Genomic DNA, 13,424 nt, shown 5'->3' with positions numbered 1-13,424 from the left:
CTCTACCCAAAATGGAGCGTAAGTCCGACGGCTTTCTTCATTAATCTTTACCTTTCATTTTAGAAAAATTCCAGACAATATGCAAGCGCATTTTACCCGTGTCTCTCTTCATGCTACAATTTAACACGAGCTTTAAAGGAGGAATGAATAATGACTAATCCGTTTCCGTACGCAAGCGACGATAGACGGTATCATACATGGAATTACCATTTACGGAAGCACTTCGGTCATAAAGTATTTAAAGTGGCACTCGATGGGGGTTTTGACTGCCCTAATCGTGATGGCACCGTTGCTTTCGGCGGATGTACATTTTGCAGCGCAGCAGGCTCGGGGGATTTTGCCGGCGACCGGGTCGACTCGCTGGAAAAACAGTTTCATGATGTAAAAACAAAAATGCACGAAAAATGGAAGCATGGAAAATATATGGCGTATTTCCAGGCGTATACGAATACACATGCGCCCGTGGACGTACTTCGTGAAAAGTATGAAACAGTTCTTAAACAGGATGACGTTGTCGGCCTTTCTATCGCCACGCGACCGGACTGCCTTCCAGATGATGTGGTTGACTATCTGGCTGAACTAAATGAGCGGACGTATTTATGGGTTGAGCTCGGGCTACAGACTGTTCATGAAAAAACAGCCCGCATTATTAATCGTGCCCACGATTTTCAAACGTATGTGGAAGGCGTTGAAAAGCTGCGCAAGCACAATATCCGTATTTGCTCCCATTTAATTAATGGCCTGCCGCTTGAAACACCCGAGATGATGATGGAAACGGCCGAGGCCATTGCTGATTTGGATGTACAGGGAATTAAAATCCACCTGCTGCACCTTTTAAAAGGTACACCACTTGTGAAGCAGTATGAAAAAGGAATGCTCGACTTCTTATCTATGGAAGAGTACGCAAAATTAGTTGTAGATCAGCTTGAAATTTTGCCGCCTGAAATGATTGTTCACCGGATTACCGGCGACGGCCCGATTGAGCTGATGATCGGCCCGATGTGGAGCGTCAACAAATGGGATGTGTTGAACGCGATTCATGGTGAAATGCTAAAGCGCGATACTTGGCAGGGGAAATTTTATAAAGGAGCAATCATACATCCATGACACTAGATGGAATTTTGCCGTTTGCACGTCTGCTCGTTCAAAAAACAATGTCAGATACGTCTTACTTTGTAGATGCGACCGCCGGCAACGGGCACGATACGGTGTTTTTAGCCGGCGTGGCTGGTGAAAACGGTCATGTTTTCGCATTTGATGTTCAGGAGCAGGCGATTTACAATACAAGAGACCGTGTGGAGAAAGCCGGTTTGCTAAATCGCGTTTCCTTATTTCACGCTGGCCATGAACAGGTACAAAACAAAGTCCCGAACCATTACCACGGACAGATTAATGCGGCGATTTTTAATCTCGGTTATTTGCCAAAAGGTGACAAATCGATTATTACCAAACCAGATACGACTATTGAAGCCATTCGCCAGCTGTTCCATATACTTAAGCCCGGTGGCTTGATTGTGCTGGTAATCTATCATGGTCATGCAGGCGGTGCTGATGAACGCAATGCGGTCGTCGAGTTTGCTGCCGGTCTTGACCAGCAGCAGGCGCATGTAATGCAGTATGGCTTTATTAACCAGGTTAATACACCTCCTTTTATTATTGCGATTGAAAAACGTCCGGAAGCATAAAGCGGAAAGTATAGACAAAGTCAGAAAAAAAAACTGTTTTTCTTAATGAGCATCTTCTTTTTTATTTACCCGAAAGTGCACTTGTTTGCTTTGAAGTTGGTGCTTTTCGCTTCACCGCTGTGTCACCCCCTCTGTTTATGAAAGAACGGCTCAGCACTATAACGGCTTCATGCAATCCAAATATATAAATAACGTGTTAAGATCTTCCTCTGTATAAACAATAAAAAACCAAAACCCTGAAAGCTAAAGCTTTCAGGGTTTTGGTTTAAATAAATTATTTTTTAACCATCAAATACATAAAGTACGGAGCACCAATTAGCGTGACGATAATACCAGCCGGTACAGAAGTGGTAAACGGCATTAGTCTTCCAATTGTATCGGCTCCGAGCAAAAGCAGGGCGCCGATCACTGCTGCTACCGGTAAAAAGTGTTGATGGCGGGGTCCAGTTAAGCCTCTGGCAATGTGAGGAGCCATCAGCCCGATAAACACGATACCTCCACTGACCGACACGGCTGCTGACGCAAGAGCAACTGAAACGAGCAGCAAAATGATACGCTCCCTGCCAACTTTTACACCCAGGCCTGCAGAAGTGCCTTCATTTAAATTTAACAGGTTTAGTATATTTGCTTTCCACAATACAAACGGTATTAAAACAACCAGCCACGGCAGCAGGGCTATTACAAAGTTCCAATCATTGCCCCATATACTCCCGGCTAACCAGCCAGCAATAAATTCATACTCTCGAGAATCAAACTGCGAAGCAAGGATTAGCATAATACCAGCCATGGCCATAGCCATCCCAACCCCTGCGAGAACGAGGCGGATTGGATCAAGGCCTTCTGTTTTATGATAAGAAACAGCTGAAATAATAAGTGCTGTTGCCATACCGCCAAGAAACGCAAACAGTGGCACCATATATAAAAATGTTGAGGATTGCGGTGTAAACACAATGGCATAAATGGTTACCATTAAGCCGGCCCCAGAGTTAATTCCAAGAATTCCCGGATCAGCCAATGGGTTGCGTGAGATGCTCTGCAAAATGGCACCTGAGACAGCTAATGCCGCTCCCGCAAGCATGGTGATAACCATACGAGGGAGACGGAAGCTATACAAAATAAGCTCTTCTCTAGGCGTTCCATTGCCAAGCAGTGTTTCTATAAGGCGCATCGGCGGCACAGCAGATTTTCCTGACGCGGCACTTGCCACAAACAAAACGACAAGCAACACTACCGATATGATAAAAATACGTCTGGCTCTTTGCTTTAAGTGATCTGTCATTGTGCAAGCCGCCCCCTTTTTCGAATCAGATAAAGGAAAAACGGTACGCCGACAACAGATATAACAGCACCAACCGGAGTTTCAAAAGGCGGGTTGATCATACGGGCTACCGTATCAGCCAGCACAAGCATCATGCTGCCAAAGATAGCGGAGCCCGGGATAATCCACCGGTAATCTGTTCCGACAAGCATCCGGACAAGATGCGGTATCATTAAACCAACAAACATAATCGGTCCTGCTACCGATACACCTGATCCAGACAGAACAAGAACAGCAAGGATTAAGATGACTTTTACAAGTGTTGTCCGCTGTCCGAGTCCTTTTGCCATTTCATCCCCAAAGCTTAAAATAGTGAGTGATCTTGAAAGCAGAATCGCCGTTAACAAACCGATGCCAACGACTGGCGATAGCACTTTAAGCTGAGCCCAGCTTGTTCCAGAAACACCTCCGGCCCGCCAGAAAGCAAGATCCTGTGACAGATGAAACATAATAGCCACGCCTTCTCCAAGTGCTGTTAATAGGGCGGAGATGGCTGCACCTGCCAACACAATGCGCATCGGTGAAAAGCCGCCTTTTTTAACCGAAGCCAGACCAAACAATAAAACAGCCCCTACGACCGCACCTGCAAAAGAGAAAAGAATGGCCATTGTGTAAGAATTTACTGAGAAAAAAGCAAGCATACAGGCAAGCCCGAGACTTGCGCCCGTATTTAAGCCAAGCAGGCCCGGTTCCGCTAGCGGATTACGTGTAACCCCTTGCATTATTGCACCAGCTGTCCCAAAAGCCGCTCCGGTCAATGCCGCTCCAATCTCCCTTGGCAAACGGATACCTACAATAATCTGGTCTGCTTCGCGACTTGGATCAAATGAGAAAATAGCTTCCCAAACGGTTTTCAGTGTCAGCTCTGCTGCACCAACCGATACAGATAAAGCAAGACTTATTAACAAGCCGGCAAAACCTGCTAAAAGAACGAACACTCCCGTCTTTGGACGGGAGTTTACTTGTAATTCTGTTGTATTATTCATATTGAAATTCCTTTATTGTGCCGCTTTTTTTGTTAAAGCATCAACAATAAATTCAAGTTCCTTTTCAAGCGAGATCGGGTCATTGAAATAGAAGGAATCTGAATCAAATGTAATAACATTCCCTGCTTTAACAGCCGGGATGTTTTTCCAAAGATCTGTTTCCGTAAAAGATGAAGAAGATACATTGGCGCCTTCTCCTACAAAAATGTAGTCTCCGGCATACTCAGGGATCGCTTCAGCCGAAACGGCTTTATAGCCTGGGCCAAACGCTTCCGTTTCTACTTTTTCAGGTGCTTTAATGCCAAGGGCCTGATAAATTACCTCAGTGCCACGACCCCAGTTTTTCCCATAAATATACGTATCTTTGCCAAACGTTTCGACAACTGTTGCCGTTGCATCAGTTCCAATAACAGCTTGAACCTTTTTCTTCTCTTCTTCCGCTTTAGCATTCCAGTCGTCTACCCATTTTTGAGCTTCTTCTTCCTTGCCTAAAATTTTTCCAATTTCAAGATGCTGATCAATATAGTTATACTTTTCATACGATAGCGACACGGTTGGTGCAATTTCTTTATATTTCGCCAGGTTTTCATCCCCTGTATACGTAATAATTAGATCCGGCTCTAAACCAAGCATTGTCTCATAGTCATCCGGTGCTACTACTTTGGAATCCTTCAGCTGGTCAGCTAAAAACTTGCTGTTAGCCGCCCAGTCTGTAATCGCAACAGGTGTAACACCCAGTTCAAGAAAATTACCTGTATATCCGGCCATAACTGCTACACGTTCCGGATTAGCCGGAACTTCTACATCCCCTTCTTCCGAGGCATATGTACGTGTTTCTGCTTCTGTATTTGATTCTTTTTCCTGCCCGCTTTCTTCCTCATTCCCTTGCGAGCAAGCAGCTAGAAAAAGAGCACTTAATATTACAATAAACGGTAAAACTGAAAATAACTTACGTTTCATATTGTTCTTCCTTTCCAAATGAAAATAGTTATCATTAACTAGGTAAATCTTATCGAAAATGATTCTCATTGTCAACGTTATTTTTGAAAAAAAGCTCCTTTAAGGAAGCTTTTTTGGGCCAGCTGCTTGAGCAAGCAGCTGAAAAGAGCGTTTCTTTTTTTCAAAATCAAATAAAATCGTTACAGCCATAATTTCGTCTGTTCCACATTCTTCCGCTAACTTTTCAAGTTTCATGCGGACAGTATCCGGTCCGCCCACAATCATGCGCTTCCGGTTTTCCTCTACATGCAGCAGTTCAAATTTCCCATATGAATAAGCGGCTGCTTTTTCTGGTGAAGGTGTTCCTTTTGACTGAATACCCTGTCCGGTCATCATGAGGGAAAGCTCCAGGCTTCCAGCAAGATACGCTGCTTCCTCATCTGTTTCTGCACAAATGAGAAAAACAGCAATTGCTGCTTTCGGCGTTTTTAAATGCTCAGACGGCTGAAAGGAGCGCCGGTACTCCGCAAGCTCCCGTGGCCCGCCATCGCCGTTAATAAACTTTGCAAACATGTAAGGCAGCCCCTTTTCCGCTGCAAGCGCTGCGCTCGATGGACTTGAACCGAGAAGCCAGACATCTGGCGGCACATCCACAGCGGGCGTTGCTTTGACGCCTGAATATGGATGAGGAACCGGCTGGTCATTCAAATAAGCCAGCACATCGTCCATTTGTTCCGGAAACCGGTCTTTTTCCCGTTTTCGTCCGTTCGAAAGAGCAAATGAGGCTCTCGGCATGCCGCCTGGTGCCCGGCCTAAGCCTAAATCGATTCGCCCCGGTGCAAGCGCAGAAAGGACTTTGAAATTTTCGGCGACCTTATAAGCACTATAGTGGGGAAGCATTACACCGCCTGAGCCCAGTCGAATCGTATTCGTTTTTGCCGTCAAATGACCGAGCAGCACTTCCGGTGAAGATCCAGCAAGTGTATCTGCATCATGATGTTCAGACACCCAAAATCGCTCGTAGCCGAGCTCTTCTGCAAGCCGGGCAAGCTCTACTGTTTCCTGAAGTGCTTTTTGTGGCGCTTGTCCTTCTGAGATAGGTGACTGGTCCAATATACTGAGCTTCATGTACATTTCCCCTTTTACCGATATGCCTGGCGCATTTTCCGATACGTTTTATAAGTTCTGCCATTCCAGTAAAAGAAAATGCTCGCAGAACCAGCTGTATGTACGAGCTTGCGGCAATGACTACGTACACTTCTTTTTCCAGCTGCTTTTTCTTCGGACAAATAAACAGCTACAATGCCTTCGATTAAGAAAGAATGAAATCTGGCATACGGCAGACGCTGGGTTCCCTGCTTTGCTTTACGCAGAAAATGAAGGAATCTCTCCATCATTTCACTTTCACTTTCGTAGTATGTACAGAAGTTTAGCTCGCCATCTTCTAAATCTTCTTCTTGATCAATAAAATAATCCAGCAAAATATGGATACCCTGTCCATATGGGAAGTAACAGTCACGCACCATCTGCGCATAGGTAGGTGTAAAAGCAGGCTGCATCGCGCAGGACATTAAACAGTAAACGCCGACTGTCGAGCCGGTGCAGGCTGCAAATTCATACCATTTCATTGCGGGCAGGTCCTCTTTATAGCTTTCAAACCAGCGAATCAATCGTTCCTCCCGTTCTTCTTCGCGAACATGCTTATGAATTTGAAGCTCACTGTAGTAGCGGCTTAAATCCAATACGTGCGGTTTTGCAGCAGCAAACGAAGGTGTTTGCTCGACTACACGGCGGCAGCCATCGACCAATGCCTGTAAATAGCCACCATCTTGTTTTGTTTCCCGAAATCGATAATAATCGCTTTTTGGCTCACCGGGAAAAAAGCAGTCACGCAGCGCTTCGTGGAGCGCTGCAAAATCGTTCGGATCAAATGATGTAGTTTGATCGCATAAATTATCCAGATAATCACAAATTAATTGATAGGGCACAATAAAGGAAATCGCTTCTTTTAAGCGATCTCCCGCCAGCATGGAAATGACGCCGCCCGCTTCGCAATGAAAATATTTTTTTTCATACACATCCAGTGCCTGCTTGCGCAGCTCTGGGTCTGGTATTTGTTGGGCTAAAACCTTCCACTTGCTCCATTCCGCTTTTACAGCTGGGAAAATGGTTTTGTATATTTTTCGCATTAACAGGAGCGAATTTGTAGGGACCGTCATTTTTTTACCTCACTTTTCCAAAATAAAACCGAGCGATCTCAAACGGTTATGCACAAAATCAAGCGCATATTGAAATACATCTTCCCGCTCCGGTTCGTTAAAAATTTCATGATAAAGACCTGGCCATTCTTTGTACTGAAGCTCAGACAGTTCCAGCTTTCTGGCAAATGAACGGGCTGCACTCCCATCTGTGATCCGGTCGTCGCCTGCCTGCATAATCAAATGAGGAATATCAGGCACTTCCTGAGGGCCAGCAGTCGCAATTTTAATTGCTTGAACAATTTCTCTATACCAGCGAACCGATACTTTCCGGACATACAACGAATCTTCTGCATCAAATGCCCAAATTTCCTCGTTCCGTGTCGCCATCTCAGATGTAATTCCGGAATCGAATTTTAAAGACGGCGTCATTGAATTTAAGCCGTGTGTGATTACATTCAAATGCTTGGGTGGCACATGTTTCATTTTAAACAATGGGGATGACATAATCACGCCCGCTACTTCCGGTTTCTTCTCCTGCAAGTAACGGGTAATGATAAGACCGCCCATGCTATGGCCCAGCAGAAAAACAGGTACATCAAATTGATAGGCCGCTTCAACCCAATCAGATACTTCATTTGTATATTCTTTAAAAGATGAAATATGGCCGCGCCGTGCACGTGAGGTCATTCCCTGGCCTGGCAGATCTCCCATCACAACGTGAAACCCATTTTGCCGCCACATTTCAATCAGCCAGCCGTAACGCCCATGATGTTCAAGTGCACCGTGCACGATCACCACAACGCCTTTTGGCTTTTCTTCACATTCCCATTTCCACATACTGCTCTCTCCTTCAAAAAACGACAGCCGTTTTTTCTATTATACAAATCTTTTGCCGTTCGATAAAATAAAACGGTATAGTAGAAAAAAGAAAGAGGTGTCAAAGATGATTTATCCATACAAAGATAAACAGCCGGAAATCGCGGAGTCCGCCTTTATCGCTGACTATGCAACGGTTACGGGAGATGTGGTAATCGGCGAAGAATCCACTGTTTGGTATAACACTGTCATACGTGGAGATGTTGCGCCAACGATTATTGGCAAAAAAGTGAATATTCAGGACAATTCTGTTCTTCATCAAAGCCCAAACAATCCGCTCGTCATTGAAGATGAAGTGACAATTGGCCATCAAGTGATCTTACATAGCTGTAAAATTCGGAAAGGCGCCCTGATTGGCATGGGATCAATTATTTTGGACAATGCAGAAATTGGAGAAGGAGCGTTTATTGGCGCAGGCAGCCTTGTACCACCCGGAAAAGTCATTCCCCCGAACACAGTAGCGTTTGGACGACCTGCCAAGGTAATTCGCAATGTAAACGAAGACGATCGTAAAAATATGGAACGTATTGTACGTGAGTACGCTGAGAAAGGCCAGTATTATAAATCTATTCAAGCATAAAAAAACCATGCCCAGGATTCGGGCATGGTTTTTATTTATTACTTCGCTGCTGCTTTCAGCGCTTCTGCTTTGTCTGTGCGTTCCCACGGAAGATCTACATCCGTACGGCCAAAGTGGCCATAAGCCGCTGTCTGGCGGTAAATCGGACGACGCAGGTTCAGCATGTTGATAATACCTGCTGGACGAAGATCAAAGTTTTGGCGAATTACGTCAACAAGTGTTTCTTCAGATACCGTTCCTGTTCCAAACGTATCAACTGAAATAGACACCGGCTGTGCTACACCAATCGCATAAGCAAGCTGTACTTCACATTTATCTGCAAGACCTGCTGCTACAATGTTTTTCGCTACGTAGCGTGCAGCGTAAGCCGCGGAACGGTCCACTTTTGTTGGATCCTTACCTGAGAATGCACCACCGCCATGGCGTGCATAACCACCATACGTATCTACAATAATTTTACGGCCTGTTAAACCGGCATCCCCTTGAGGGCCACCAATAACGAAACGACCTGTTGGGTTAATAAAGAATTTTGTGTCGGCATCAATTAATTCCGCCGGAACCACCTCGTTAATGACTTGCTCGCGAATTTCCTTTTGGATTTGCTCAAGCGTTACTTCTGGATGGTGCTGTGTAGAAATAACGATTGTATCCACCCGTACAGGCTTCCCGTTTTCATCATATTCAACTGTCACCTGTGTTTTACCATCTGGACGAAGATAGTCAAGTGTCTCGTTTTTGCGCACTTCTGTTAAGCGGCGTGCCAATTTATGCGCAAGTGAGATCGGAAGCGGCATAAGCTCTTCTGTTTCGTTGCACGCAAAACCAAACATTAATCCCTGGTCTCCGGCACCGATTTCATCAAGTTCCTTATCCGTCATTTGTCCTTCACGTGCTTCAAGAGCTACGTTAACCCCTGCTGCAATATCAGGTGATTGTTCATCAATAGATGTTAAAACCCCTGCTGTTTCAGAGTCAAATCCGTATTTTGCACGAACGTATCCGATTTCTTTTACCGTTTCACGAACGATTTTTGGAATATCCACATAAGAAGAAGTGGTAATTTCCCCTGCAACGAGAACAAGTCCAGTTGTTACAGATGTTTCCGCTGCCACACGGGCATTCGGATCTTTGTCAAGAATGGCATCAAGAATCGCATCAGAAATCTGGTCACAGATTTTATCCGGATGTCCTTCCGTTACGGACTCTGATGTAAACAGGCGACGCTGTTTTGTCATGAAAAATTCCTCCTTAAAATCAGTGTGTACGGTACTCATTTCCCTCAGGTGATCCAGAAAATAAAAAAACTCTCCCGGCATTGAGAGAGGAAAGGTTGTTTTCACTCGGGCCTTTCACTCTTATCGTCCAAGGCTGATCCTTGCTCAGGTTTAGCACCTTGTCCGCATGATACGGCAGGTTGCTGGGTTTCACAGGGCCTGTCCCTCCACCAACTCAGGATAAGAGTATCCGTTCAAGTGTCAATGTTACGAAATATCGCGCTTTATGTCAACCAGTTTCTCTTTCAAATAAAAAAACATTTTTCAAACAATCTTTTCGGTTTTTTTTCTGCTTTTCTTCCTATTTAAATAAATTTGCATATTTTGTACTATGCCCCTTGAAACGAAAAAATATACGAGAAAATTCTTTAAATAGTGTAGACTATTTGTTTTAATGTGTTATACTAATTTCATGTTAATCAAACACATTAAAATTTAAATAAAGGATGGTTGTACATGATGAACTCTTTAACTGTTTCGAGCGAATTAACTGAGCTGCTTAATGGCTCCAATATTCTCATTCAGCCTTCTGTACCAGTTCTGGTAGAAAAGGTACTCCAGCGTGGCGAGGGTTCTTTAACCGCGTCCGGCGCTGTTCGCGCCGAAACAGGCAAATATACAGGCCGCTCTCCGAAGGATAAGTTTATTGTGCGGGAAGCCTCTGTTGAAAACAGCATTGATTGGGGTTCAGTCAACCAGCCGATTTCCCAGGATACATTCAACCGTTTATACGACAAAATGATTTCTCATTTACAGGAAAAAGAGGAATTGTTCCTGTTCAAAGGTTTTGCCGGTGCAGACGAAAAACACCGCCTTCCTATTCAAGTGGTAAATGAATACGCTTGGCATAATTTGTTTGCCCATCAATTATTTATTCGTCCGACCGAAGCAGAACTTAAAACACATGAAGCAGGCTTCACGATTTTGTCAGCACCTTCATTCCAGGCAGACCCGCTTATAGATGGAACAAATTCCGAAACGTTTATTATTGTTTCCTTTGAGCGCCGAGTTATCCTTATTGGCGGAACAGAATATGCAGGAGAGATGAAAAAATCCATTTTCTCTGTAATGAACTACCTGCTGCCGCAAAACGATGTCCTGCCGATGCACTGTTCGGCAAACGTCGGTTACGAAGGGGATGTCGCCCTGTTCTTCGGTCTTTCCGGCACAGGAAAAACAACACTTTCTGCTGATCCCAACCGCCGCTTGATCGGCGATGATGAGCATGGCTGGTCTACAAACGGCGTATTTAATATTGAGGGCGGATGCTATGCAAAAACAATCGGCCTGACACGCGAGAAAGAACCGCAGATTTTCGATGCGATCCGTTTTGGTTCGGTTCTTGAAAATGTCGTTCTTGATCCTGCAACACGCCTGCCTGATTACGATGATAATACATTAACAGAAAACACACGTGCCGCTTACCCGCTTCAAGCGATTGATAATATTGTAGATCCAAGTATTGCCGGCCATCCAAATACGATTGTTTTCTTGACTGCAGACGCCTTTGGTGTGCTGCCTCCGATCAGCAAGCTGTCAAAAGAACAAGCAATGTACCACTTTTTAAGCGGATACACATCCAAGCTTGCTGGTACAGAACGCGGCATTACAAGCCCTCAGGCAACGTTTTCCACTTGCTTTGGGTCACCGTTCCTGCCGCTGCATGCAACTGTTTATGCAGAAATGCTCGGCAAAAAAATCGATGAACAAAATGTACAGGTTTTCCTTGTAAACACAGGCTGGACCGGCGGTGAGTACGGGACAGGTGAACGTATGAAGCTTTCCTACACACGCGCAATGATTCAAGCAGCCCTGGAAGGAGAACTTACACACACGCAAACGTATAAAACAAAAGTGTTTGGTCTGGAAATTCCACTTCATGTACCAGGTGTGCCGGATGATGTTTTGATTCCGCGCAAGTCATGGGCGGATGAAGAAGCCTTTATGAAAAAAGCAAAAGAACTATCAGCAAAATTCCGTGAAAACTTCAAAAAATTCAGTGGTATAGCAGATGATATTGCCGAAAAAGGTGGTCCACTTCTTTAAAACGTACAAAAGCCCGAAGGATAATCCTTCGGGCTTTTTATCATTCTTCAATTGGTTGATTTTAACGAAACGAGTGTATACGTAATCGTCGTTGTATTCTGCTGCCATTCTACTTTTTTAATGAGCGCTGTGCCGCTTTGCTCACTTTCCTTTGTTTTGTATACCCCGATTGGAATATCAATTGGGTACAGCCGGTAGCCTTCTTTTTGGAGAACAAAGCGGTTTTCTTCTTCCCTTGTTTCATTTCCTTTTGTAACAATTATTGTGTTTAATTCCATAGGCATTCCCATGATTTTAATCCCCCTTTATCCATTTCGCAATGCAGCCGACAATCTGTCGGTTTACTGCGGGTGGTATGTAATGATCATATTTATCCAAATACATCGTGTCTGCATGCGCTACAGCCTCCTTTAACCGATAAGCATGCTCCACAGACACATTTGTATCAAGACGGCCATGGATGATGAGCACCGGTGCTTTAATATGACCAGCTTCCTCCAATGGGGTACGCCAATCGTACGCCTCAGGTACTTTCTGAGGTGTGCCCCCAATTACCCGCTTCATCATGCGGCGCATATCCTTTCTTTCCTCGTACGTGAGCTTCATATCGGATACGCCGCCCCACGTAATCAAAGAAGAAACGGGCCGGTGAATAGCGGTCCAGAGTGCCATAATCCCGCCACGGGAAAAACCGAACACGTGAACACGCTCTTCTTTTACACGAGGGTGCTTCCTAAGCAAATCAAACGCGCTAAAAGCATCTTCCCGGTCTTCTCCGGCAAAATCCTCATTTCCTTCTCCACCACGATTCCCCCGGTAAAACGGTGCAAATACAATAAATCCTTCAGCAGCAAATTCAGCAATTCTCGCTGGTCGTACCATACCAATACCTTTTATACCGCCGCGTAGGTATAAAAAACCTTCATATTTTTTATTATCAGCTGGTTCGGCTAAAAACCCTTTTACTGAAAGACCCGCCGAATCATATCGGACCAGATAAAGACGCACATGCGGATTCGGTGATGGATACGGTGAACATTCCATCAAACCAGCCCCTTTCTTCCCGCTTCTGATAAGGCAAGAGCAATCATCTCATCCTTCATCAAAAAAGAGTAATGATCACTAAAACGCGCTTGAAGTAAATCAAGTTCTTCAAAGTATGGACCCTCTGTTTCTAAATAATCACACTTCTTTTTTATATCCGTTACGTGCGCAAAAAAAACCGCTTTTAAAAACGGCTGCTCCGGCGCTTGAACATAATATTCCCCAATAAAGTGCAGCCCGGATATAACAGCACCCGTTTCTTCTTCTACTTCCCTGTGTGCTGCTTCTTCAAGCGTTTCATTCGGCTCCTTTTTTCCACCTGGACATTCCAAACCACGAACTTTATGTTTCGTTAAAAGCCAAAAATGTTCTCCCCGGCACAAAACCAGAACGTGAGATGGTGTTTGTCCAAATGCACCCCTTTCGAACGCCATTGTAACAGGATAATTGTTTTGGTCGGTAAATCTGTACAACT

The 13,424-nt window shown here is 44.7% G+C and carries 14 protein-coding genes and 1 riboswitch; of the genes, 4 read left to right on the top strand and 10 right to left on the bottom strand.

Going from position 1 to position 13,424, the window contains the following annotated elements:
- The first annotated feature begins 150 nt into the window (after window positions 1-150).
- The gene (mnmL, locus tag VP97_RS07305) at window positions 151-1,107 is read left to right on the top strand and encodes a tRNA modification radical SAM protein MnmL/YtqA (RefSeq protein WP_050181086.1); all 957 of its coding nucleotides are present in this window, start codon (window positions 151-153) and stop codon (window positions 1,105-1,107) included.
- A complete protein-coding gene (gene mnmM, locus VP97_RS07300) occupies window positions 1,104-1,685 on the top strand; it encodes a tRNA 5-(aminomethyl)-2-thiouridylate-methyltransferase MnmM (RefSeq protein ID WP_050181085.1) in 582 nt (193 codons plus the stop codon). Before mnmL ends, mnmM begins: the two co-directional genes overlap by 4 nt.
- 274 nt (window positions 1,686-1,959) lie before the next feature.
- Here the strand turns inward: mnmM and VP97_RS07295 are convergent, their stop codons facing one another.
- The 6 genes from VP97_RS07295 to VP97_RS07270 form a co-directional block, all read right to left on the bottom strand.
- Entirely contained in the window at window positions 1,960-2,964 is a 1,005-nt protein-coding gene (locus VP97_RS07295) for a FecCD family ABC transporter permease (protein WP_050181084.1), read from the bottom strand.
- A complete protein-coding gene (locus VP97_RS07290) occupies window positions 2,961-3,989 on the bottom strand; it encodes a FecCD family ABC transporter permease (RefSeq protein ID WP_050181083.1) in 1,029 nt (342 codons plus the stop codon). The genes VP97_RS07295 and VP97_RS07290 overlap by 4 nt, the downstream gene beginning before the upstream one ends.
- 12 nt (window positions 3,990-4,001) lie before the next feature.
- A complete protein-coding gene (locus tag VP97_RS07285) occupies window positions 4,002-4,949 on the bottom strand; it encodes an iron-hydroxamate ABC transporter substrate-binding protein (RefSeq protein WP_050181082.1) in 948 nt (315 codons plus the stop codon).
- 99 nt (window positions 4,950-5,048) lie between these two features.
- Entirely contained in the window at window positions 5,049-6,062 is a 1,014-nt protein-coding gene (locus VP97_RS07280) for an LLM class flavin-dependent oxidoreductase (RefSeq protein ID WP_050181081.1), read from the bottom strand.
- 8 nt (window positions 6,063-6,070) lie between these two features.
- Window positions 6,071-7,147 (bottom strand): tetraprenyl-beta-curcumene synthase family protein, encoded by a 1,077-nt coding sequence (locus VP97_RS07275; protein ID WP_050181080.1) that lies wholly within the window; start codon window positions 7,145-7,147, stop codon window positions 6,071-6,073.
- A 9-nt stretch (window positions 7,148-7,156) separates the two neighbouring features.
- Window positions 7,157-7,966, bottom strand: a complete 810-nt coding sequence (locus VP97_RS07270) for an alpha/beta hydrolase (RefSeq protein WP_050181079.1) — start codon at window positions 7,964-7,966, stop codon at window positions 7,157-7,159.
- Window positions 7,967-8,072: 106 nt separating this feature from the next.
- Between VP97_RS07270 and VP97_RS07265 the strand changes: the two genes are divergently transcribed.
- Entirely contained in the window at window positions 8,073-8,585 is a 513-nt protein-coding gene (locus tag VP97_RS07265) for a gamma carbonic anhydrase (protein ID WP_050181078.1), read from the top strand.
- 38 nt (window positions 8,586-8,623) lie between these two features.
- Here VP97_RS07265 and metK read toward each other — a convergent pair whose 3' ends face one another.
- Window positions 8,624-9,820, bottom strand: coding sequence for a methionine adenosyltransferase (gene metK, locus VP97_RS07260; RefSeq protein ID WP_050181077.1), 1,197 nt, complete (start codon window positions 9,818-9,820; stop codon window positions 8,624-8,626).
- A 117-nt stretch (window positions 9,821-9,937) separates the two neighbouring features.
- Window positions 9,938-10,046: riboswitch (SAM riboswitch) on the bottom strand.
- A 272-nt stretch (window positions 10,047-10,318) separates the two neighbouring features.
- Between metK and pckA the strand changes: the two genes are divergently transcribed.
- Window positions 10,319-11,905, top strand: coding sequence for a phosphoenolpyruvate carboxykinase (ATP) (gene pckA, locus VP97_RS07255; protein ID WP_050181305.1), 1,587 nt, complete (start codon window positions 10,319-10,321; stop codon window positions 11,903-11,905).
- Between the two features lie 47 nt (window positions 11,906-11,952).
- On the opposite strand, the gene VP97_RS07250 is transcribed toward pckA, so the two are convergent.
- From VP97_RS07250 to ytkD, 3 genes are read right to left on the bottom strand one after another with little or no spacing between them, the layout of a single operon-like run.
- The gene (locus VP97_RS07250) at window positions 11,953-12,195 is read right to left on the bottom strand and encodes a DUF2584 domain-containing protein (protein ID WP_050181076.1); all 243 of its coding nucleotides are present in this window, start codon (window positions 12,193-12,195) and stop codon (window positions 11,953-11,955) included.
- A 4-nt stretch (window positions 12,196-12,199) separates the two neighbouring features.
- Entirely contained in the window at window positions 12,200-12,949 is a 750-nt protein-coding gene (locus VP97_RS07245; protein WP_050181075.1) for an alpha/beta hydrolase family protein, read from the bottom strand.
- Window positions 12,949-13,422, bottom strand: coding sequence for an RNA deprotection pyrophosphohydrolase (gene ytkD / locus VP97_RS07240; RefSeq protein ID WP_082220281.1), 474 nt, complete (start codon window positions 13,420-13,422; stop codon window positions 12,949-12,951). The genes VP97_RS07245 and ytkD overlap by 1 nt, the downstream gene beginning before the upstream one ends.
- Between the last annotated feature and the right edge of the window lie 2 nt (window positions 13,423-13,424).

The organism is Domibacillus robiginosus, from assembly GCF_000966195.1.
GTDB classification, from domain to species: Bacteria; Bacillota; Bacilli; order Bacillales; family Domibacillaceae; genus Domibacillus; species Domibacillus robiginosus.
The sequence above is the reverse complement of the archived record's forward strand: the minus strand, read 5'-3'. Positions and strand labels throughout refer to the sequence as shown.

Coding starts and splice junctions, on each gene's coding strand:
- VP97_RS07265 (WP_050181078.1), top strand. CDS start 8,073: ATGATTTATCCATACAAAGATAAACAGCCGGAAATCGCGGAGTCCGCC.
- VP97_RS07250 (WP_050181076.1), bottom strand. CDS start 12,195: ATGGGAATGCCTATGGAATTAAACACAATAATTGTTACAAAAGGAAAT.
- VP97_RS07290 (WP_050181083.1), bottom strand. CDS start 3,989: ATGAATAATACAACAGAATTACAAGTAAACTCCCGTCCAAAGACGGGA.
- VP97_RS07275 (WP_050181080.1), bottom strand. CDS start 7,147: ATGACGGTCCCTACAAATTCGCTCCTGTTAATGCGAAAAATATACAAA.
- metK (WP_050181077.1), bottom strand. CDS start 9,820: ATGACAAAACAGCGTCGCCTGTTTACATCAGAGTCCGTAACGGAAGGA.
- VP97_RS07245 (WP_050181075.1), bottom strand. CDS start 12,949: ATGGAATGTTCACCGTATCCATCACCGAATCCGCATGTGCGTCTTTAT.
- pckA (WP_050181305.1), top strand. CDS start 10,319: ATGAACTCTTTAACTGTTTCGAGCGAATTAACTGAGCTGCTTAATGGC.
- VP97_RS07285 (WP_050181082.1), bottom strand. CDS start 4,949: ATGAAACGTAAGTTATTTTCAGTTTTACCGTTTATTGTAATATTAAGT.
- VP97_RS07295 (WP_050181084.1), bottom strand. CDS start 2,964: ATGACAGATCACTTAAAGCAAAGAGCCAGACGTATTTTTATCATATCG.
- mnmL (WP_050181086.1), top strand. CDS start 151: ATGACTAATCCGTTTCCGTACGCAAGCGACGATAGACGGTATCATACA.
- VP97_RS07270 (WP_050181079.1), bottom strand. CDS start 7,966: ATGTGGAAATGGGAATGTGAAGAAAAGCCAAAAGGCGTTGTGGTGATC.
- VP97_RS07280 (WP_050181081.1), bottom strand. CDS start 6,062: ATGTACATGAAGCTCAGTATATTGGACCAGTCACCTATCTCAGAAGGA.
- mnmM (WP_050181085.1), top strand. CDS start 1,104: ATGACACTAGATGGAATTTTGCCGTTTGCACGTCTGCTCGTTCAAAAA.